The sequence below is a fragment of the Pseudomonas sp. FW300-N1A1 genome, assembly GCF_058789115.1.
On record NZ_JBYTBK010000041.1, the window covers coordinates 24,751 to 43,874 of the forward strand.

Annotated in this window: 18 protein-coding genes; 9 read left to right on the plus strand and 9 right to left on the minus strand. The window is 61.8% G+C overall.

Annotated features, from left to right (window positions below; genetic code table 11):
• Positions 1-28 precede the first annotated feature (28 nt).
• The 4 genes from tagF (at position 29) to tssA (ending at position 5,323) form a co-directional block, all read left to right on the plus strand.
• A complete protein-coding gene (gene tagF, locus AC3WQN_RS21665) occupies positions 29-955 on the plus strand; it encodes a type VI secretion system-associated protein TagF (RefSeq protein ID WP_103401728.1) in 927 nt (308 codons plus the stop codon).
• Positions 952-3,447 (plus strand): type VI secretion system membrane subunit TssM, encoded by a 2,496-nt coding sequence (tssM, locus tag AC3WQN_RS21670; protein ID WP_103401727.1) that lies wholly within the window; start codon positions 952-954, stop codon positions 3,445-3,447. Before tagF ends, tssM begins: the two co-directional genes overlap by 4 nt.
• A 165-nt stretch (positions 3,448-3,612) precedes the next feature.
• Positions 3,613-4,131, plus strand: coding sequence for an Hcp family type VI secretion system effector (locus AC3WQN_RS21675; protein WP_103401726.1), 519 nt, complete (start codon positions 3,613-3,615; stop codon positions 4,129-4,131).
• A 94-nt stretch (positions 4,132-4,225) separates the two neighbouring features.
• Complete coding sequence (gene tssA / locus AC3WQN_RS21680; RefSeq protein WP_492589220.1) at positions 4,226-5,323, plus strand: type VI secretion system protein TssA; 1,098 nt, start codon at positions 4,226-4,228, stop codon at positions 5,321-5,323.
• A 228-nt stretch (positions 5,324-5,551) separates the two neighbouring features.
• Here tssA and AC3WQN_RS21685 read toward each other — a convergent pair whose 3' ends face one another.
• Complete coding sequence (locus AC3WQN_RS21685) at positions 5,552-6,466, minus strand: LysR family transcriptional regulator (protein WP_103402203.1); 915 nt, start codon at positions 6,464-6,466, stop codon at positions 5,552-5,554.
• Between the two features lie 126 nt (positions 6,467-6,592).
• Between AC3WQN_RS21685 and AC3WQN_RS21690 the strand changes: the two genes are divergently transcribed.
• The 4 genes from AC3WQN_RS21690 to AC3WQN_RS21705 are packed head-to-tail and all read left to right on the plus strand — an operon-like array spanning position 6,593 to position 8,876.
• The gene (locus AC3WQN_RS21690) at positions 6,593-7,342 is read left to right on the plus strand and encodes an iron-containing redox enzyme family protein (RefSeq protein ID WP_103402202.1); all 750 of its coding nucleotides are present in this window, start codon (positions 6,593-6,595) and stop codon (positions 7,340-7,342) included.
• Positions 7,339-8,238 (plus strand): DMT family transporter, encoded by a 900-nt coding sequence (locus AC3WQN_RS21695; RefSeq protein WP_256587350.1) that lies wholly within the window; start codon positions 7,339-7,341, stop codon positions 8,236-8,238. The genes AC3WQN_RS21690 and AC3WQN_RS21695 overlap by 4 nt, the downstream gene beginning before the upstream one ends.
• An 18-nt stretch (positions 8,239-8,256) precedes the next feature.
• Entirely contained in the window at positions 8,257-8,562 is a 306-nt protein-coding gene (locus AC3WQN_RS21700; RefSeq protein WP_103402201.1) for a (2Fe-2S) ferredoxin domain-containing protein, read from the plus strand.
• A gap of 35 nt (positions 8,563-8,597) precedes the next feature.
• Entirely contained in the window at positions 8,598-8,876 is a 279-nt protein-coding gene (locus AC3WQN_RS21705) for a DUF6953 family protein (protein WP_103402200.1), read from the plus strand.
• Between the two features lie 74 nt (positions 8,877-8,950).
• Here AC3WQN_RS21705 and AC3WQN_RS21710 read toward each other — a convergent pair whose 3' ends face one another.
• From AC3WQN_RS21710 to AC3WQN_RS21735, 6 genes are all read right to left on the minus strand, one after another.
• A complete protein-coding gene (locus AC3WQN_RS21710) occupies positions 8,951-12,049 on the minus strand; it encodes an error-prone DNA polymerase (RefSeq protein ID WP_218277372.1) in 3,099 nt (1,032 codons plus the stop codon).
• Positions 12,025-13,440 (minus strand): Y-family DNA polymerase, encoded by a 1,416-nt coding sequence (locus AC3WQN_RS21715; RefSeq protein ID WP_103402198.1) that lies wholly within the window; start codon positions 13,438-13,440, stop codon positions 12,025-12,027. The genes AC3WQN_RS21710 and AC3WQN_RS21715 overlap by 25 nt, the downstream gene beginning before the upstream one ends.
• 7 nt (positions 13,441-13,447) lie before the next feature.
• Complete coding sequence (gene imuA / locus AC3WQN_RS21720; RefSeq protein WP_103402197.1) at positions 13,448-14,065, minus strand: translesion DNA synthesis-associated protein ImuA; 618 nt, start codon at positions 14,063-14,065, stop codon at positions 13,448-13,450.
• Positions 14,065-14,682 (minus strand): transcriptional repressor LexA, encoded by a 618-nt coding sequence (gene lexA / locus AC3WQN_RS21725; RefSeq protein WP_095083086.1) that lies wholly within the window; start codon positions 14,680-14,682, stop codon positions 14,065-14,067. Before lexA ends, imuA begins: the two co-directional genes overlap by 1 nt.
• Positions 14,683-14,845: 163 nt before the next feature.
• Complete coding sequence (locus tag AC3WQN_RS21730) at positions 14,846-15,820, minus strand: Gfo/Idh/MocA family protein (RefSeq protein ID WP_103402196.1); 975 nt, start codon at positions 15,818-15,820, stop codon at positions 14,846-14,848.
• Between the two features lie 29 nt (positions 15,821-15,849).
• On the minus strand, positions 15,850-16,737 hold the full coding sequence (locus AC3WQN_RS21735; protein WP_103402195.1) for a Dyp-type peroxidase: 888 nt from the start codon (positions 16,735-16,737) through the stop codon (positions 15,850-15,852).
• Between the two features lie 407 nt (positions 16,738-17,144).
• On the opposite strand from AC3WQN_RS21735, the gene AC3WQN_RS21740 reads away from it, so the two are divergent.
• Complete coding sequence (locus AC3WQN_RS21740) at positions 17,145-17,810, plus strand: GNAT family N-acetyltransferase (RefSeq protein WP_103402194.1); 666 nt, start codon at positions 17,145-17,147, stop codon at positions 17,808-17,810.
• A 43-nt stretch (positions 17,811-17,853) separates the two neighbouring features.
• On the opposite strand, the gene AC3WQN_RS21745 is transcribed toward AC3WQN_RS21740, so the two are convergent.
• Positions 17,854-18,894, minus strand: a complete 1,041-nt coding sequence (locus AC3WQN_RS21745) for an AraC family transcriptional regulator (RefSeq protein WP_103402193.1) — start codon at positions 18,892-18,894, stop codon at positions 17,854-17,856.
• 23 nt (positions 18,895-18,917) lie between these two features.
• Positions 18,918-19,124 (minus strand): hypothetical protein (locus tag AC3WQN_RS21750; protein ID WP_218277371.1); only part of this gene is annotated, 207 nt, incomplete at its 5' end.

Sequence of the window (19,124 nt, forward strand, 5' to 3'; positions counted from 1 at the left end):
TGCACGCAGTGATTCAGGGGGCTGGCCGATGATTGGCTGTTTCGGAAAGATCCCCGCGAGCCCGGACTTTATCAGCCTGCACGGCGCAGCCGACGACGTCTGTGAGTTTGACGCCTGGCTGCAAGGTGCACTGGCCTCCTTGCAGCATCGCGACGACTGGCGGGAGTTGTTCGACCGCTTGCCGGTGTGTTTTTTCTGCTACCGCGCACGCAGCGGCAACTGGTTGCTGGGCGGGCTGATCAGCTCGAGGGACTCGAGCCTGCGACGCTATCCGTTGTTCATTTTCCAGACGCTCAAAGCCAGCGAAGCCGAGCCATTGGTCAACCCCTTCACGCTGGGCGAACTGTTCAGCGCGCAAATCAAGCCATTGCTGCACAGGGCTGTCCAGGGCGAAAGCACAGCAGTCCTGTTCGAACGCATCAAGGCCTTGCGCCCGTTGCAAGGGCAGGACTTCGAGTTGTTTCGACGCGTACATGACAAATTCCTCGTGAACTTCAACCTTCGCGACATAGTCGAGGCGCTCGAAAGTTCATACCCGGAATTCGTCACTAACGCCGTGCTGACCCGGCTGCAGGCATTGCAAGGAAACCTGCACCACGCCACGCCGATCGGTATCGCCCTGCCCTTGCCGGCGCAAAGGGGGTTGAAGAATCCGACAGCCGATTTATGGATCACCTGGCTGGCGCGCATGACCGCTGGCCGTGGCGCACCGCACATCAGCCTGCTGGCCGACGATTTCATGCGCCCCCGGCTGTTCTGCTTTGCATCACGCCATGCCAACGACGCCTATCGCGTGCTGACCGACATGGACGACCGTTCGCAAAGCTATGACGTGCTGGCGCCCTTCGATGCGTTTGACGAACACCACCGTGTACCTGATTTCCCCGAAATCGACCGCCCTCTTTATGACGTAATCGACCGATTTGTCGACGCGCTGGATGCGAAGTCTGTATGAACAAGATCAAGTATTACTGCTTGCGCTATCAACCCTACCTGCTTGGGGTGTGTTTTTTCCTGACGATCTTCGTCGTCTGGGGCATCGGACGTGCATTTGACTTCAGCTCGCTCAACAGCCTGCTGAGCGGCATTGGCGTGTTCCTGCTGCTCTCGGCGGGCTACGTGCTGTTGCTTTATCGGGGCGTGTCCCGCCATCACAACCTCGAAGGGCTGTTGCGCGACGATGCCGATCAGGCGGTGCTGAACGCAAGCCCGGCGGACCGCGAGGAAGTCAGCCTGTTGCGAGAGCGCCTGCTGCAGAGCATTGAACGGCTGCACAGCAACAAGCCCCACGGCGGCAACCCCAAGGATGCGCTGTACGCCCTTCCCTGGTATCTGGTAATCGGCCAGCCAGCCGCGGGCAAAAGCACCATGCTGTATCAATCGGGCCTCAGCTTCCCCTATGCGGAGCGTGAAGGCGCACGTGTCGCCGGCCTGGGCGGAACCCGCAATTGCGACTGGTTCTTCAGTTCCGAGGCCGTTCTGCTGGATACGGCCGGTCGCTACATGAACAATCAGGAAGAGGCCGGAAAATGGCGGGCATTCCTCCAACTGCTGCGCCAACACCGCCAGCGCCGGCCGCTCAATGGCTTGATCGTCACTGTCAGCATCCACGACATCCTGCAAGCATCGCTGGAAGATCAGGAGCGTATTGCCAAACGCCTGCGCGAACGCATCCAGGAAACCCATGCGTTGCTGGAAGTACGCCTGCCGGTCTACCTGGTATTCACCAAGTGCGATCTGGTACCGGGTTTCACCCACTTCTATCGCCAACTGGACGATGTTGCCCGCGGCGAAGTCATGGGCAAGACGTTTGCCCATAAAGGCTACGAGCAGGCGGACTGGGGTCAGCGATTCGGCGTGGCAATGGACGAGTTGGTCAACTATTGGCAACACGTGGCGAACCAGCAACTGGTGCTGCAAGACATCCAGATCACCCGTCAGGACTCGGCGGTGTATCGCTTCCCTCTGGAGCTGGCGGCGCTCAAGCCCAGACTCCTGTTGTTCGTCGACGCCCTATTGCGCGCCAACCCTTATCAGAACGCGGAACTGCTGCGCGGTTTCTATTTCACCAGTGCCCTGGACGCGGACCAGCCGGAAATGGGTGGGCACGCGCGACAGGTGAGTGAGCGCTTCGCACTGGAAACCGATCAGGAACGGGTCAGTGCCAATGCCCAGCCACGGCCGCTGTTCATCAACAGCCTGTTTCGCAAAGTCATCATTCCTGACCAGCATCTGGTGGCGCTGTACACCACCAACCATCGCGAACGTCGGCGCAAGACGGCATGGGTCGGGGGCGCCGGACTGGTCGCGGTCGTGCTGTGCAGCCTGTGGGGTTGGTCCTGGTGGAACAACACGCACACGATCCAGACGATCTCTGGCGAACTGGCCAAAGCCGCCGCCGATGACCGCTCGGCGACAGGGCAATACACCGCCTGGCAAACACTGGACCGGATGCGCGTCTGGACCGCTCACTATTACGCACAGCACCACGACGAAGGTGTGCCGCTGCGCATGCGCCTGGGGCTTTATCAGGGTCACAATGTCGAGCCCCTGCTGCGTAGCCCGTATTTGGCCCGGCTGGAGAGCGTGATGCTCAAGCCAACGGCAGATAACCTGACCCGCTCGCTCTATCTGCTGACCACCCTCAAAGTGTACCAGCGCAACACCAAGGAGTTGATGCCGGTGACCGGCGTGGACAGTGTCGAACCCAAGGCGCTGCCTGCCGACAACCGGGCACAATCGATCGCCGCTTTCGGCAAGGCGACGCTGGACACCTACCTCATGCTTTCGCGGTCGCAGCGGGAAAAGGCCGACCCGGCCTTCCTGAAAGCAAGGATCCCGGACTACTGGTACCCGGCGATCGCCCGCCAGACCGGCAAGACCCTCGCGGCCACCCACAGCGGCTCGGGCTCGAACCAGGACTACGAGTTTGCCAGCCGGCAGATCGAGTTCTACAGCGACCAGATTCACGAACCAGACGTGCCGCGGATACTCGACAACGCGTTCCTGACCTCCAGTTCTCGCAACTACATCAACAGTCTGTTGACGCAATCGTTGCGCTCGATCGAGACCATTACGCTGGAGTCGGACACCTTGTTCGCCTTTGCTCGTGCCGATTTCCAGAGCCTGAAAACAGAAGGCCAGCGCCAGTTGAGCGCGATCGCCGGCAAGCTGCTAAGCACCCCCAACATCGGAAAAGTCATCATCGCCGGACACGCCGACCAGTTGGGCGATCCGCAGGGCAACCTGCAGGTTTCCAGACAGCGGGCACAAACCATCAAGACCTATCTGGTGGGCAAAGGCGTACCCGCCGAGCTGGTGGAAGCCGTCGGCGAAGGCAGCACCAAGCCCTTGGTCAAATGCAATATGCAACTGCCAAGAGCCCAGCTCATTGACTGCCTGGAGCCTAACCGGCGTGTAGAAATCGAAGTGCGGGCACTCAACTGAGGCCGTCCCGCAGCTTGAAGCAAACCGGCGCCTGGGCCGTCTCAACGTGAGGCCGAGGCAGCGGTAAGACACCTCTCTTGATCGTTTCAAAGAGGTTAATACGAAGGGTTGTGATCTGTTCGCAGGTTGATGCACCCCTTAAATGAAGGAATGGAGAGTTTAGAAATGGCATTTGACGCATACATTCAGATCGAAGGTATTCCAGGTGAAGTACTGGACGACAAGCACAAGGACTGGATCGAAGTGCTGGGGTACGAGTTCAGCGCAACCCAGGCGACCTCCATGACGGCGAGCTCTTCGGGCGGTGCTTCCTCCGAGCGCGTGGCATTGAGCGATTTCAGCATTCGCAAAGCTGTGGACAAGGCTTCTGCAAAGCTGTTCGAAGCCTGCTGCAAAGGCACTCACATTTCCAATATTCAGCTGAACGTCAACCGCGCGGGTGGTGACAAGGTGACCTACCTGACCATCAACCTGGAAGAAGTCGTGGTGTCTTCCGTCAAGGCCGTTGCCGGCGGCAGCCAGACGGGTGAAGACAAAGCGGTCGGCGATCTGCCAATCGAAGAAATCAGCTTCAACTTCGCTCGCATCAAAACCACTTACACCCAACAGAGCCGCGGCGATGGCCAAGGCGGCGGTAACGTCACCGGCGGCTGGGATCGCGCTGCCAACAAGGTGTTCGCTTAAATCTTTGGCGATAACGGACCGCGCACGCGGTCCGTTCCAGGCACCGTGCTGGCAACACAGGCACGGTGTTCTTTTATCCTGATCAGAGTTCCCTATGTCTGAATTTCTCAACGACCTTTCACTGGCCGACCTGACATCCCCCATCAATGGGGGGAGCGGCGAAGACTTGAGCTTTTCCACCTTGTTCGACCAGGTCAAGGAAGCGCGTCGAGCAGACCCCGATTATCTTACCCAAGGTGACTGGCAAACCGATCTCAAATCCTCCGATTGGGACCTGACCATCACGTTGGCGGCACAAGGCCTCGCTCAGCAGAGCAAAGACTTGATGCTCGTCGCCTGGCTCAGTGAGGGCCTGGCGCATAAGTACCATTTCACCGGTATCACGTTCGGTCTCACGCTGACCGAACGCATTCTGGACAGATTCTGGGACGGCCTTCACCCTTCGCTCGAAGACGGCGCGGAAGAGCGTGCAGCACGATTGGCCTGGCTCAAGACGACCCTTGCCGATGTGGTTGGCGGGCTGCCCATTACCCAGGGCCAGCACTTGGGCCTGCTTCGCTATGACGAATCACGTCACGTGGAAAACCTGGCCCTGCAAAATCCCAAGGCCATGCAGACGGCCGTAGAAGAAGGCAAGATCAACGCGGAGATCTTCCAGCGTTCGGTAGTGCTGACCGACTCGGATCACCTTCGCCTCAAAGCCACGGAAATCGCCGCGAGCCTGGCGGCGTGCCAACAGCTGCAAGGCACCGCTGACCGGTTCTTTGGGGCGGACGCGCCTAGCTTCGCGGCGCTCACTGACATCTTGTCCCGTGCCGGGCAACTGGCTGAAAAACTGCTCAAGGATCGGGGTATCGAACTGAACCCGCCCCCTGTTGCACCCACCCAGGCCGCCCCCGATAACGCCAGCGAACAACCAGCAGGTTCCGCGATGACCCAGCCCCGTCAAGACACTCCGTCCGCGCAACTACGAACCACGCCGATCACCCGCGATGAAGCGTTCACCCTGCTGGCGGGCGTCGCGCAGTTCTTCAAACAGACCGAACCCCAGAGCCCCGTCCCTTACCTGATCGAGCGCGCAATCAAATGGGGCAACATGCCGCTCGAGGGTTGGCTGAACGATGTGATCAAAGACAGTCATGTCGTGGACACTATTCGCGACGTGCTCGGGACCAGGGAACCGAAGTCCTGATGCGGTGTGACTGATCGACCGGTGTGTTGTCTGACACTGCGCAGCGCTTTCGGACTCATTCCAGGCAGGCCCTAATGCTGTTCAGTTAAGGAACTGTTCTGCTTTTTTAGGAGCGCCGGTCGACGCTCGAGTGCCAGCGATGGACTCAAAAACGTCGCGCTTACTCGGGAAACACGCGTCATCGTTGACGACCATCGCTGCGGTGCGGCGGTCCGACAAGCCAGATTCCTACAGTGTTTGCGTCATCCCTGAATCCCAACAATCCCCACTCTCCAGACCACTCCCAACCTCTGTCTGCAACAGCGCTACAAACGCCTCTCGAGCGGGGTGCCGACCCGCGTTTTCATGCCAATAAAACAGGTTGTCGATACTTGTCAATTCTGGGAATTCATACCCTTGCCAACCGGCGCCCTGGTGGTATTGCTCATAGATCCCACGGGGCACCAGTGAGACGCCCGCACCAGCACTGACACAGCCGACGATGGCGCCATAGCTGGCGATGCTGACGATCGATTGCACCTGATCATGGCGCAACAGCCACTGCTCCAGCGCGAAACGGTACGGACAGCCTGGGGGCCACATGAAAATTGCTTTGCCTTGCAGATCCGCCGCCTTGCGTATCGGCCCATGGGACGGGGATGCGATGAGGATTAAATCTTCGCTGTACATCACTGCCCGCTTGAGCCCGGGGCGTTCAATGTTCACCGCCACGATCACCCCATCAAGGCGATGATGCTGAGTATCGTCCAGTAATTGAGCCCAGGTACCGGTGCTCAACTCCAGAGACACCTGCGGGTACAGCGCGTGGTACTTAGCGAGTAACCGTGGCAGCCGTCCCGTAGCACTGGACTCGATGGCGCCGATGCGCAGAGGGCCGCACGGTGCTCTGGTGGGCACTACCGCGTGTCGAGATTCTTCGGCCAGGTCCAGGATTTTCGTCGCGTAATCAAGAAACACCTCCCCAGCAGGGCTGATCCGCAATCCTCGACCGTCTCGAAAAAACAGGGGGGTGCCGAGCTCGCGCTCCAGAGATTTGAGGCGCGCAGTTATGTTGGATGGCACGCAATGCAATACCTGCGCAGCGCGCGCGATGCTCCCAATGTCGTAAACCGTCTTGAACATGCGCAACTGGGACAGTTCCATAGCTCACCCAAAGTGAATGGTTGACTCACTTTAAGTCACTTGTAGTGAACTTGCGTTTTTTTTGATACTTCCATGTGTCTCCCCCCCGAATCCCTTTTATGCCGCCCGATAAGCAGGAGTATTGAAATGGAGTTGGTTCTGCACAAAATACAGTCCCTCGCTGAAAGCGTGTTTACCCACAACGCCTTGAATAACGCGTTCTACCAACGGTGGATGGGAGACACACTCTCCCTCGGCGACGTTGAAGTGTTTGCCCGAAACTACCTGGCCCGTACCACACAGACCTCTCGTATGGTCGCGCTGTCATTTCTAGGTACTGACGACCTGCATGATCTGTATTCCGAGATGGGCCACGGCAACCCGGGAAAAGCACACCTCGTCCTGCTCGAAAGCTACCTGATCGACCTTCTCAGCCGCCTCGCCGGTCGGCCGTACAGCATGGACGAACTCATGGCTCTGCCTGTACTGCAGAGCACCCGTACGTTCAGCCGCGAACAGTTGAATCTGTACACCGGCGATGGATATAACAACAATCCTCGCCATGTTCTCGGTACTTTGCTGGCTCAGGAGTGGTTGGCCTATTCGATGCTTACCCGCCTGTACGAAGGGGCGCGTAATTACCAGCACCTCTACGCCAATAACGACGACTTTCATGAGCACTGCGAGTATTTCTACATCCACATCGGTGATGCGGAAAAAGAACACAAAATCCAGGCCGTGAAAGCTGTCACCCAGGAATGCACCACCGACCAGCATATAGAGGAGGTCAGCGCTTCGTTCAACCGCTTCCTGGTCATCACCGAGCAGTACTGGAACGGCATAGCCCATGCCATGCCCTGCGAGCAAAACCGTGTCGCGTCCAGGGTGACGACGTGACGAACACAAGACCTGACGTCAAAATCGCCTTGGCGGCGTTTTTCGTAATCCTTTGCTGGGCCTACTCCCCGATTGGTATCCACATCGGGCTACAAGCCTACGAGCCTGGTCATCTGGCGCTGATGCGATTTCTCATCGCCTCAACGTTCATGGCCGGGGTCGCATTGGTGATGCGTATTTCCCTGCCGCGCCTAAAAGACCTGCCGCTGCTGGTGGTACTGGGGCTCTTTGCCGTCAGCCTGCACCACATAGCCCTTAACTACGGCCAACGGGGCGTCAGCGCCGGAGCCGCCAGTGTACTGGCACAATCCACGCCGCTGTTCAGCACACTGCTAGCACATTATGTGTTCAAGGACCGGGTCAACGGCTGGCAATGGATCTGCGTGCTGTGTGGCCTGATCGGCACCGCTGTCGTAGTCACCGGTGATGAGGGGTTCGGCGAGATGGGTGCCCACGGGTTGCTGATCCTGCTGGCAGCATTGTCCTGGAGCGTGTATTTCGCACTGCAAAAACGCCATTCCCATCGCTACGACGGGCTGACGACAGTGTGTTACACCGTCTGGTCAGGTACCGCACTGCTGCTTATATACGTGCCAGGCTTGTGGAGCGAAGCGCAAAACGCTTCAGCTTCGGCCAACTTGGCGGTGCTCATCCTGGGTATCTTCCCCAGCGCCCTTGCATACCTGGCCTGGGCATACGTGCTGGCCCACAGCAATGTGAGCCGAGCTTCCATTTCGCTTTATCTGATACCGCCCACCGCCATGTTGATGGCCTCGGTGGTCTTGGCCGAACGCCCTTCGATCATGGTCATCATCGGAACGATCATCGTGCTGACGAGCGTACTCGCCCTCAATCTGGAACCATCGAAAGTCGTCGTTCCTGCCGAAAAAGTTTGAACAGAGGTCGTGACCACTATGGATAACGCAGCGAATCCGACTCTGACTTACGAACACCATGTGTTGATTTGCACCCACTTGCGTCCCGATGGTCGCCGCAGTTGCTCGGGCGCAGGCGCTCATGAACTGCTCAGCGCAGCCAAACGCAAGCTCGCCAAAATGAGCAAGCCGGGCATATTGCGCGCCAACGCAACGGGCTGCCTGGGCCGCTGCGACCACGGCCCGGTCATGGTGATCTACCCGGCGAACCTGTGGTTCTCATGCAGGACACCGCAACAGGTTGAACACATCCTCGATCAACACCTCTCCCGGCCCGATCAGTAATCGTGCCCCAAAAAACTTCAATGGGATTCCACGGCATGACTTGGACAGATGAAGATATGCGTATCGCTCAATGGATGTTGGCCGAATACCGTAAACAAGACTGTCTGCCGCAATCCCTCGCTGCACGGGAGATCCGTCTGATGTTCGGCGAAGCTCACGTGTACCGAAATCGTCACGGCAACTGGGCCGTGAACAAGCCGATTCTCGAATCCTTTAAAGCATTGACTGCCGAATACATAGTATGGAGCCGAGGCTTTCAACTGTGGAGGCCGAGAACGGCACAAGACCCGACGGACATACGCGTGAGCCGCTGACAAGGCGCCCGCTCCCACAGCGATGGGTGACCGATCCAAGATCGCCATCATTGGCAAGCCCTGCACCTGCAGGCTCAATGAAAATCCCGACTGTGCACGCTGACACCGTCCAGCAGCGCACTGAGGTCACTCAGGCGTCCGGCGATCAGGTGGCGGACTTCGCCGACTTTCTCCCAGCGCCCGTCGACCTTGAGCAGTTGCGAGCCCACCAGGGCTTTGCGCTGGCGTTCAGCGAGGTCGCGCCAGACCACCACGTTGATGTTGCCGAACTCGTCCTCCAGGGTCACGAAGGTCACGCCGCTGGCGGTGCCCGGGCGCTGGCGGCCGGTGACCAGGCCGGCGACGCTGACATTGCGTCCATGCTCGACATCCATCAGTTCCCGGGAGCTGCGGCAACGCCGGGCCCGCAACGCATCGCGCAATAACGCCAGTGGGTGCGGGCCGAGGGTGGTGCCAACGCTCTGGTAGTCAGCCCGCAGGTCTTCACTCACGGTAGGTTTTGGCAACACCACGCAAGGTTCCTCCTGGCTCGGCAAGCCGGCAAACAGCCCCAACTGTGTCTGCACCCCCGCCACTTCCCAGCGCGCGCGATGACGATCGCCGGCCAGAGGGCGCAAGGCGCCGGCGTCGGCCAGTTGCTCCTGGGCACGGGCATCGAGCCGGGCACGTTCGCCCAGGTCAGCGATGTCAATGAACGCCCCGCGCGTGCGGGCCACCTCGATACGCCGGGCGTCGTCCTCGCGAAACCCCTTGATCATCCGCAGCCCCAGGCGGATGGCCGGCTGCTCGCCGGCAATCGGTTCCAGGTTGCAATCCCAGTCACTGGCGGTCACGTCCACCGGGCGGATCTGCAAATGGTGCCGACGCGCGTCCTGAAGAATCTGGTCCGGGCTGTAGAACCCCATCGGCCAGCTGTTGATCAACGCACAGGCAAACGCCGCCGGCTCATGGCATTTCAACCAGCAACTGGCATAGGTCAGCAAGGCAAAACTGGCGGCGTGGGACTCGGGAAAACCGTAGCTGCCAAAGCCCTTGATCTGCTCGAAGATCTGCGCGGCAAACGCTTCTGAATAACCGTTTTTCAACATGCCTGCGCGCAGTCGCGCCTGGTGCGGCTCCAGCCCGCCGTGACGCTTCCAGGCGGCCATGGAGCGGCGCAACTGATCGGCCTCGCCGGGAGTGTAGTCGGCGGCCACGATGGCGATCTGCATGACCTGTTCCTGAAACAACGGCACGCCCAGGGTGCGCTTGAGGACGGCCTCCAGCGCGACGGAGGGATAGGTCTCGGGCTCTTCCTTGTTACGTCGCCGCAGGTACGGATGGACCATCCCGCCCTGAATCGGGCCGGGCCGGACGATGGCCACTTCGATCACCAGGTCATAGAAGGTGCGGGGTTTGAGCCGGGGCAGCATCGACATCTGCGCCCGGGACTCGATCTGGAAGACCCCGATGGTGTCGGCGCGGCTGATCATCTCGTAGGTGCACCGGTCTTCGGACGGGATGCTGGCCAGGCTCAATTCCAGCCCGCGATGGTGACGCAGCAGATCGAAGCAACGACGGATAGCACTGAGCATGCCCAGGGCCAGAATGTCGACCTTGAGCAGGCCGACCATGTCCAGGTCGTCCTTGTCCCACTGGATGATCGTGCGCTCGGCCATGGCGGCGTTTTCCACCGGCACCAGGCTGTCCAGCGGCTGCTCGGAAATCACGAACCCACCCGGATGCTGGGACAGGTGCCGGGGGAAGCCAATCAGCTGCCGGGTCAGGCTCAACACCCGGCGCAGCACCGGGCTGTCGGGGTCGAAGCCCCCTTCGCGCAGGCGCTCCAGGGGCGGCGCGTCGTCGCTCCAATGGCCGCAGCAATCGGCCAGGGCGTTGACCTGGTCCGGCGGCAAACCGAGGGCCTTGGCCACATCGCGTATGGCGCCGGCACCGTGGTAGGTGCTGACCACCGCGGTCAGCGCCGCCCGGCGCCGGCCGTAGCGCTGGAACACGTACTGCAAGACTTCTTCGCGGCGTTCGTGCTCGAAATCCACGTCGATGTCCGGTGGCTCATTGCGCTCTCTGGAGAGAAAACGTTCGAACAGCATGTTCATCCGGCTCGGATCGATTTCGGTGATCCCCAAGGCGTAACACACCGCCGAGTTGGCCGCCGAACCGCGCCCCTGGCACAGGATGCGTTGGCGACGGGCGAAGCTGACAATGTCCTCGACGGTGAGGAAGTAACTCTCGTAGCCGAGGTCGGCGATCAGTTCCAGCTCCTTGTCGACCAGCGCCACCACCGCGCGGTCCGGCCCTTGCGGCCAACGCCGGCACAGGCCCTGCTCGGTCAGCCGGCGCAGCCAGGTCGTCGGGGTCTGCCCTTGCGGCACCAGTTCCCGGGGATATTGATAACGCAGCTGGCCGAGATCAAAGGTGCAACGCCGGGCAATGACCAGGGTCTGCTCCAGCAGCGCGGACGGATACAGCGCGCCGAGCGCCTCCAGGCTGCGCAGGTGTCGCTCGCCATTGGGATGCAGGCGCTGCCCGGCTTCGGCCACCGGCACATGCAGGCGAATCGCCGTCATGGTGTCCTGCAACGCGCGGCGACCCCGGCTGTGCATGTGCACGTCGCCACTGGCCACGGCCGGAATCCGCAAGCGGCCCGCCAGGGCCTGCAAACCCGCCAGGCGCCGGGTGTCGTTCTGCCCGCAATGCAACTCGACCGCCAGCCACAGCCGCTCGCCGAACCGTTGTTGCAGCCAGGCGCCCTGCTCCGGCTCATCGAGCGTATCCGGCACCCACAACGCCAGCAGCCCGGGCATGGGCCTGTCGAAGTCTTCGCGCAGCACCCGGTACTGGCCTTTTTCGCTGCGCCGCCGCGCCTCGGTGATCAGCCGGCACAGGGCCTGATAGCCCTCGAGGTTTTCCACCAGCAACACCAGTTTCGGGCCATTTTCGACACGTATTTCACTGCCGATGATCAGCGGCAACGACTGCGCCCTGGCCGCTTGCCAGGCGCGAACAATGCCGGCCAGGGTGCACTCGTCGGTAATCGCCAGGGCCTGGTAGCCCTGCTGCCTGGCCCGCTCGAACAACTCGCGGGCGCTCGAGGCGCCGCGCTGGAAACTGAAATTCGACAGGCAGTGCAACTCGGCATAGTCGAACATCATGCAAACCAGCCTTGCAGCCACAGCGGCCCGGCTTCGCCCACCGTACGATAAGCCCAGGCCTGCTGGCCGGAACGGGTTTCGATCAGGTAGTAATCGCGGCGCACGTCGGCGCCATCCCACCAGCCGGACTCGATGCGCTCCGGCCCCATGAGGATGCGCGCCGCGCCTTCCTGCACCGGCAATGGCTCGGTCAACAACCAGCCGGGACGCTGCACATCAGGCAACACCGGGCTGGCCTGAGGCTGCGCGGTCGACTGCCAGGCGCACTCCGGTCGGTGATCGGCCGCAAACCCCAGGCCCTGCACCGCCTCGTCCCCCAACCTGGCACGCAGGCGCTCGCGTAGTTGCTCCCAGGGCAAGGATTGCTGCGGGCGTTCATCGAACAGCTCGCGGCGCTGGGGGACGAAGCCTGGCAGGTCCTGCGCCGACAAACGAAAAGCGCGCACCGGGGCCTCGACCTGCACCTGCTCCAGGCGCCCGCGGGCCAGTTCAAACAGCATCGCTGGATCCCGTTCGGCGCTCAGCAGCCCGACCTTGACCAGGGTGTCCGGCAGGCCGACGTGCTCCAGGTGCAGGTCAAAGCGCTGCACGCCGCTGTCCCGGCCACACAGGAACGCCGCAAGATCGCCGGTCAGGCGGCGTAGCGGGAACAGCAGGGCCTGATGGGAGTGCACATCGAAATTCAGCTCGATGCGCACATCGAAACGGTCCGGCGGCAAGTAAAACGCCAGGGCCAGCGGCCGCTCGCCCAGCAAGGTGTCCAGGTGCTTGAGTACCTGGGCCTCGAAGCGCCGGGCCAGGGTCTGGCGTGGCAGCGCCTGGACCTGGCTCAAGGTGCGCAGGCCCATGCGCGACAGTGCGGTGGCGACCGTTGGCGCAAGGCCGATGCGCTCGACCGGCATCTGCCCGAGCAGGGGCCGCAGGGTCGCCAGGTCCGGCACCGCCAGGCCGTTGTAGGCATTGGCCAGGATCCGTGCGGCCAGCGGATTGGGGGCCGCCACCAGGCGATGACGAAACCCCAGCGCCGTGAGCTCCGCACGCAACCGCGCCTCGAACTGCGGCCAGGGGCCAAACAGGCCCAGGCTCGACTCGATTTCGAACAGCACGGCGCGCGGGAAATGCACGCTGACCTGGGAACTGAAGCGGTAGGCCCAGGCCGCGAGAAACTGCTGCCAGTGTTCGACCTCGGCCAGGTCATAGTCCACGCTGGCAAAGGCCTTGCTCAGCGCCTGGGCGGCGGTCATCGACTGGCCCGGGCGCAACCCCAGCGCCCGCGCCGACTCATTGACCGCCTGCAACACGCGGCGCTGGGCCGGACCGCTCAGCAGCGCCAGCGGTGCGTCAGGGTCGCTGCGCTGACGCAATACCGCGTCCAGCGCCAGTTGCGGGAACAGGATACAGACCCAGCGCATGCCAACCTCACTGCCCCATGGCAAAGGCAATCGGCGCGGTACGGGCCAGCCCGCCCCGGCACTTGAGCACCCTTAACTGCGCAGGTCGCGAATCGATGGCAATGCGCAGGGCGGCCGGCGAAGGGTTGAGCGCGTCCTTGAGCGAGCGGTAGGCGAACGCCAGGCTCTGCCCGGTTTCGGCGGCCACCTGCAAACGACGCAAGGCGCGGTCATCGGCCTGTTTCGGCCAACACAGCACCGCGGCGCAACTGCCCGAGCGCAAGCATTGCTCCGCCGCCCACAGTGCCTCGCGGTCACTGGCCTGGATGATCGACAACTGCCGCAGGTCCACCCCGGCACTCAGCCACGCCTGGGGATACGGCACATACGGCGGCGCCACCAGCACCACCCGCTCACCGGCAGTGGTCAGCCGCGCCAGGGCCGGCCAGACCAGTTGCAATTCACCGACGCCCTGCCCGGCAATGAGAATTTCGCTCAGCGCCGCTTCCGGCCAGCCCCCCGTGGGCAATGCCGCATCCAGGGCCGCATGCCCGGTGGGTTGCGGACTGCCACTGGGAGCCGCCGGCCGGCCTTTCCAGACCTGACCGCCATTGAACAGCGTGTCCAGCGCAACCACGGCGCCCATCACCCTTGCCTCACCAGGCCGCAGAACACCCCTTCAATCGCCAGGTCCTGATCGGCGTTGACCACGATGGGGCTGTAGGCCGGATTGCGCGGCAGCAAGCGCACATGGTCCCCGGCCCGCTCAAAACGCTTGATGGTGACCTCGCCTTCCAGGCGTGCGACGACGATCTGGCCGTTCTGTACGTCGACACTGCGGCGTACGCCCACCAGGTCACCGTCGAGGATGCCATCGCCAATCATCGAGTCACCCTGAACCCGCAAAAGGTAGTCGGGTGTGCGCGAGAACATCGACGGATCCAGCCAGAGGCGGCTGTGCACCTCGGCGTCGACGCCCATCGGCGCGCCGGCGGCCACCCGCCCGAGGACCGGGATGTCCAGCAACTCGGGACGACGGGGTTGATTGAGCAGGCGAATACCCCGGGCCTGATGCGGGTTGACCTCGATAAAGCCGGCCTCGGTCAGCGCCAGCACATGCTTGCGCGCCACGCTGCGCGAGGCAAAGCCAAAGGCCTCGCTGATTTCAGCGAGGCTCGGAGGCTGGCCCTGTTGCGCGATACGGTCGCTAATGAAGGTCAGGATGGCGGCACGGCGGGGAGTTAAAGTGGTCATGGAGTACATTTGTACTCCTCTCGGATTTTTCTGACAAGGACTTGCTCGCGATGAACGCAAGAGCGGCGCGTTTATCCGACAAAATGGATGAGCACACTCACCCCGGTGGTGGACCCACAAGGGGTGGATGCTGCGTGAGTCTGTGTGTGCCGCCTGGACAGGCGGCGCCGGGTCAGAGGCTGTCGCGCTTGAGGATGCGGTCCATCACCCAGTCGGTTTTCAACGCCTGGTCCGCGGTCGCTGGGTGCTGCGATTGGCCGCGAATGTGTGCATTCATGCCGAGCACGTGATGCCACTGGATGTGTTCGTGGTGGGCAATGTGCAGGCTCTGGGGGTGTTCACCGTGCAATTGCACCGGGTGCTCATCAAACACCGAGAAGCTGATGCGACCCAGGCTGCCGATCAGCTCGACACGGTCTTCACGACGATCGGCGACGAAGTTCCAGCAACCCATGCCGGTGGCGCCCGAAGCAAAGCGCCAGCTGGCGGTCACGGCATCCTCGGCGGCGTACAACCCGGCCTGCCGCGCGGTGAACCCGGCGACCTCGACAATGTCGCCCAGCAGGTACTGGAACAGGTCAAGGCCGTGGCTGGCCAGGTCGACGAAATAACCGCCACCGGCAATCCGCGGGTCGGTGCGCCAGTTGGCGCTGCCATCCCGATCCGCTGGCGAAGGCGCCTTGGTCAGGGTCCAGGTCAGGTGCCGGACCTCGCCAATGCGTCCGTCCTGCAACCATTGACGCACCTGCTGAAAACGCGGCAACGAACGCCGGTAGTAGGACACGAACAGGTGCAGGCCCGCGTCGGCAAAGGCCTGTTGCATCGCCTGGCTTTGCCGGAAGTGCAACCCCATGGGCTTTTCGACACAGCAATGCTTGCCGGCCGCCGCCACCATGAGGCTATAGGCGTGGTGGCTGTCAGGGGGCGTGGCGATATACACCGCGTCCACCTCGGGGTCGGCAATCAGTGCCCGAGCGTCGGTGTACACCCGCTCGATGCCATGGCGCGCGGCATAATCCCGGACCGCGTCATGCCGGCGCCCCATCACCGCCACCAGTGCCGACCCCGGCGCCTTGTAGAACGCCGGGCCACTCTTGCGCTCGGCGACGCTGCCGCAGCCGATCATTGCCCAGCGCACCACGCTCATCCGCCTCTCCCTGCCCCGGTGCCCAGCGCTTAACCGATGTTCAGGGCGCGCAAGTCCAGATGCCCGTCCTTGAGCGGCGGGCACCAGTAGTAGCCGCCGGTGATCGGCCGGCTGATGCGGTACAGGGCGTCCGTGATGCCGTCTTCCAGGCCACTCATGCGGCGCAACTGGGCTTCGAAGGCGTTGAAGGAATGACCGAAGGCCAGGAACATCAGGCCCGCTCGATCACCTTCGATCCACGGCATCGAACGGCGCACGATGAAGGCCTCGGGGCTGAAGCTTTCCTGAGCGGTGCGTTTGACGTGGGCACAAACCGGCGCGTCGTCGAGCTCTTCGTTGTCGCTCTTGCGACGACCCATGATGTTGTCCTGCTCATGGGACGCCAGCCCATGGAAGCCGCTCAGGTCATGCTGCCACTGCTGGATCGCGGCAAAGCTGCCACCGACCATGCCGTCGTCGCCCTCGGCTACCAGCGCGGCGGCAACGGCCGCTTCGTCATGGGGGTTTTCAGTGCCGTCTTCGTAGCCGGTCAGGTCGTGGCCGTCCATGTGGCGGAATGCTTCGTTCATCTGCACCAGGCGCAGCGCCGGAGCCAGCGCCGCTTCGAACGCGTGGCTGCGGTTGAGCAGTTCGCCACGGTCTTCACCGTGCAACCAGAGCCACAGCGCGTGCTGGGTCGAAGGGTTATCAACGCCCACACCGATCATCGCCGGAAATGGCCGCAGCCCTGCCACTTTCGCCCCCAGGGCATTGACCAGCGACTTGCCAAAACCGACCACCGCCGACGTGCCGTCCACCTGTTGCATCAGTTTCTCGAGTACCGCCGGCAGAGCCTCGACGGATTCGAGTGCAAAAAACAGATGACGTGCCTGAGACGGAACAGGGGTGGCAAGAATGCCCGGCTGGTAGTAAGTCATGAGAACTCCTCTGGAAAGCTGCGCAGTTTACCCGGCACACCCGGGTTTGTGTCGGTTGAACGGTATAACAGCGGTGCACAGGCGAACTGTGCTGTTGCCGGACTCTACCCCTGGAAAACCACAGCACAGGGTTTACGAGCGCACCGAGTCGATGAGCGGTGGTGCTCTTCGAAAAAATAAATTTCACCGGCCTCGGTGAAATGAATCACTTATGGCTCAACAAGATAGCTGTCATTTTTTAGCCATTGGCCACTATCGATGGGCGATCGGGGGCGTTTTCCGTCGCTAGCGCGGGTCACCGGATGAATTCCTTTGCTAACATCCTGTAACAACACACAAGGAGGTGGCAGTTGGTTATCACCGCCTTCCCTTTATCGACATCCGCATCCTCTCGGGAGGGCATGGGCATGGTCGTGCAGGAACTGCTCCAGAAAAGCCAGACGAAAATTCGCCAGAACGGCTTGTTCAACACCCTGCTCCAGATGCTGTTGAAACTGATCAACACCTTCACCCTGTTCAAGATCCTGCGCGGTTTGACCCTGCAAAAAGTCGACCCCAGGTTCCTCGACTACCCGCCACACTTCACGCCGATGTTTCTCAGCGAACAGCTGCTCCGCCACTACGCCCTCGATCCCGTGAACGAGCTGCCCGGACACTTCATCGATCAAGCCATGGCCAGGGGCGACCAGTGTTTTGGCATCTTCGATGGAGAGAGACTGGCCTCCTACGGCTGGTACTCGCGACAACCTACGCCTATCGACCCACCGGAACTGCTCCTGCATTTCAGCTCGTCCTTCGTGTACATGTACAAGGGCTTTACCCATCACGACTATCGCGGCCAGCGCCTGCACGCGATCGGCATGAACCTTGCGCTCAAGCACTACCTGGAGCAAGGGTATCAAGGGCTGGTCTCGTACGTTGAGTCAGGCAACTTCGACTCGTTGAAGTCCTGCTACCGCCTGGGCTACCTGAACATTGGCTCGATCTATCTGTTCCGGTTGTTCGGCCGCTACCGAAGCGTCGCCAGCCGGGACTGTGAACCCTACCAACTGGGTTTGAAGCCCCTCGCCTGAACCCTTGGTTCGCCAACCCCGGCCCCCTTCGAGGTGCCGGGGATCACTCGTTGCAATGGCTCTCGCCCCGATACGCACTCGGGCTCTGCCCGGTCCAGCGCCGGAAGGCTCGGCGAAAGCTGCGCACGTCGCTGTAACCGACTTCCTCGGTGATACGCTCGATGGACATCTCGGGGTTGGCCAGCAGGCTCATGGTCCGCGCCTGGCGCACTTGCTCGAGCAAGGCTTCAAAGGTCAGGGCGTGCTCGGTCAGACGACGGCGCAAGGTACGGCCGCTCATGTTCAGGTCGCCGGCAATTTTCTCGAGATGGCTGCCCTGGGCCAGGTCGCGCGCAATGGCCCGCTCCACAGCCTGGATCAGGTCGATTTTCTGATGAACCTGGGCGCCCTCCAGCTCCAGCAGCGTGACCGCCTGGCGCAACGCCAGCGAGTGGTGATTGGGCAACCGCACATCGAGCCAGCGGGCCTCCAGCACCAGGCGGTTGTGCAGGCAGCCAAAGCGCACGTCAGGTCCCACCAGGCGGTGATACTCGGCCACGTACTCAGGGGCCGCGTGCATGAACTCCACCCGTACACAGTCGAAATCGCCGCCGACCAATGCACGGCCGTACACCAGCAGGCTGGCAAAAAATTCTTCGACGGCGAACCTCTGCACATCGGCAAACGGCAGGCGACATTCCGCGTCGACAAACACCTGGCCGGCCACCTCCCGGACACTGGACACCACAATCCCGCCCGAGGTGTGCTGATGACGCATGCCCAGTTCGAACGCATCGCGCAGGGTCTTGCACAACGACAGCACATGCCCCAGCAACCCCAGGGTACCCAACACATTCTGGCTGCCTACCCAGAGCCCAAGGCCCTGATTGGGAATCACCCTGAGCGCGCGCTGAATCATCGCCACGGCCTGACGATAGGAAATGCGCTGCGCGGGATCCTGCAGGTCATCGAGGCTGAAACCCAGGCCGCGGCACAGGCTCTGGGGGTCGATCCCTTTTTCCCCCGCCACCTCGGCCAGGGTCTGCAGCAAGAAAGGTGAAACCAGCGCCAGTTCGTAGTGGGGATCGATGACTTTGATTGGCATGGACGATAGGTTCCGGATCAGGTTCAGTTCTTATTTTTGTAACCGATTATGTCGCAGAACGTTAGCACGCTTGGCCGCGTCACTGCCAACCCGATGCGCGTGGCATCGATCACGGCCAACCCCAGGGTCTGTTGACGTTTGGTGGCGGCCGCTACGGATGCCCGCTTGGTGCAGGGCAAGGCGCGAGGAACGCGGTTTGGTTGTTCCAAATAAGTTCCGAGCAACGCAGC

Bases quoted from the DNA above. Each gene is read 5' to 3' on its own strand.
- AC3WQN_RS21675 (WP_103401726.1), top strand. From the start codon at position 3,613: ATGGCATTTGACGCATACATTCAGATCGAAGGTATTCCAGGTGAAGTA.
- lexA (WP_095083086.1), bottom strand. From the start codon at position 14,682: ATGTACTCCATGACCACTTTAACTCCCCGCCGTGCCGCCATCCTGACC.
- AC3WQN_RS21700 (WP_103402201.1), top strand. From the start codon at position 8,257: ATGGATAACGCAGCGAATCCGACTCTGACTTACGAACACCATGTGTTG.
- AC3WQN_RS21685 (WP_103402203.1), bottom strand. From the start codon at position 6,466: ATGGAACTGTCCCAGTTGCGCATGTTCAAGACGGTTTACGACATTGGG.
- AC3WQN_RS21745 (WP_103402193.1), bottom strand. From the start codon at position 18,894: ATGCCAATCAAAGTCATCGATCCCCACTACGAACTGGCGCTGGTTTCA.
- AC3WQN_RS21735 (WP_103402195.1), bottom strand. From the start codon at position 16,737: ATGACTTACTACCAGCCGGGCATTCTTGCCACCCCTGTTCCGTCTCAG.
- AC3WQN_RS21690 (WP_103402202.1), top strand. From the start codon at position 6,593: ATGGAGTTGGTTCTGCACAAAATACAGTCCCTCGCTGAAAGCGTGTTT.
- imuA (WP_103402197.1), bottom strand. From the start codon at position 14,065: ATGGGCGCCGTGGTTGCGCTGGACACGCTGTTCAATGGCGGTCAGGTC.
- AC3WQN_RS21730 (WP_103402196.1), bottom strand. From the start codon at position 15,820: ATGAGCGTGGTGCGCTGGGCAATGATCGGCTGCGGCAGCGTCGCCGAG.
- tagF (WP_103401728.1), top strand. From the start codon at position 29: ATGATTGGCTGTTTCGGAAAGATCCCCGCGAGCCCGGACTTTATCAGC.
- tssM (WP_103401727.1), top strand. From the start codon at position 952: ATGAACAAGATCAAGTATTACTGCTTGCGCTATCAACCCTACCTGCTT.
- AC3WQN_RS21740 (WP_103402194.1), top strand. From the start codon at position 17,145: ATGGTCGTGCAGGAACTGCTCCAGAAAAGCCAGACGAAAATTCGCCAG.
- AC3WQN_RS21705 (WP_103402200.1), top strand. From the start codon at position 8,598: ATGACTTGGACAGATGAAGATATGCGTATCGCTCAATGGATGTTGGCC.
- tssA (WP_492589220.1), top strand. From the start codon at position 4,226: ATGTCTGAATTTCTCAACGACCTTTCACTGGCCGACCTGACATCCCCC.
- AC3WQN_RS21715 (WP_103402198.1), bottom strand. From the start codon at position 13,440: ATGCGCTGGGTCTGTATCCTGTTCCCGCAACTGGCGCTGGACGCGGTA.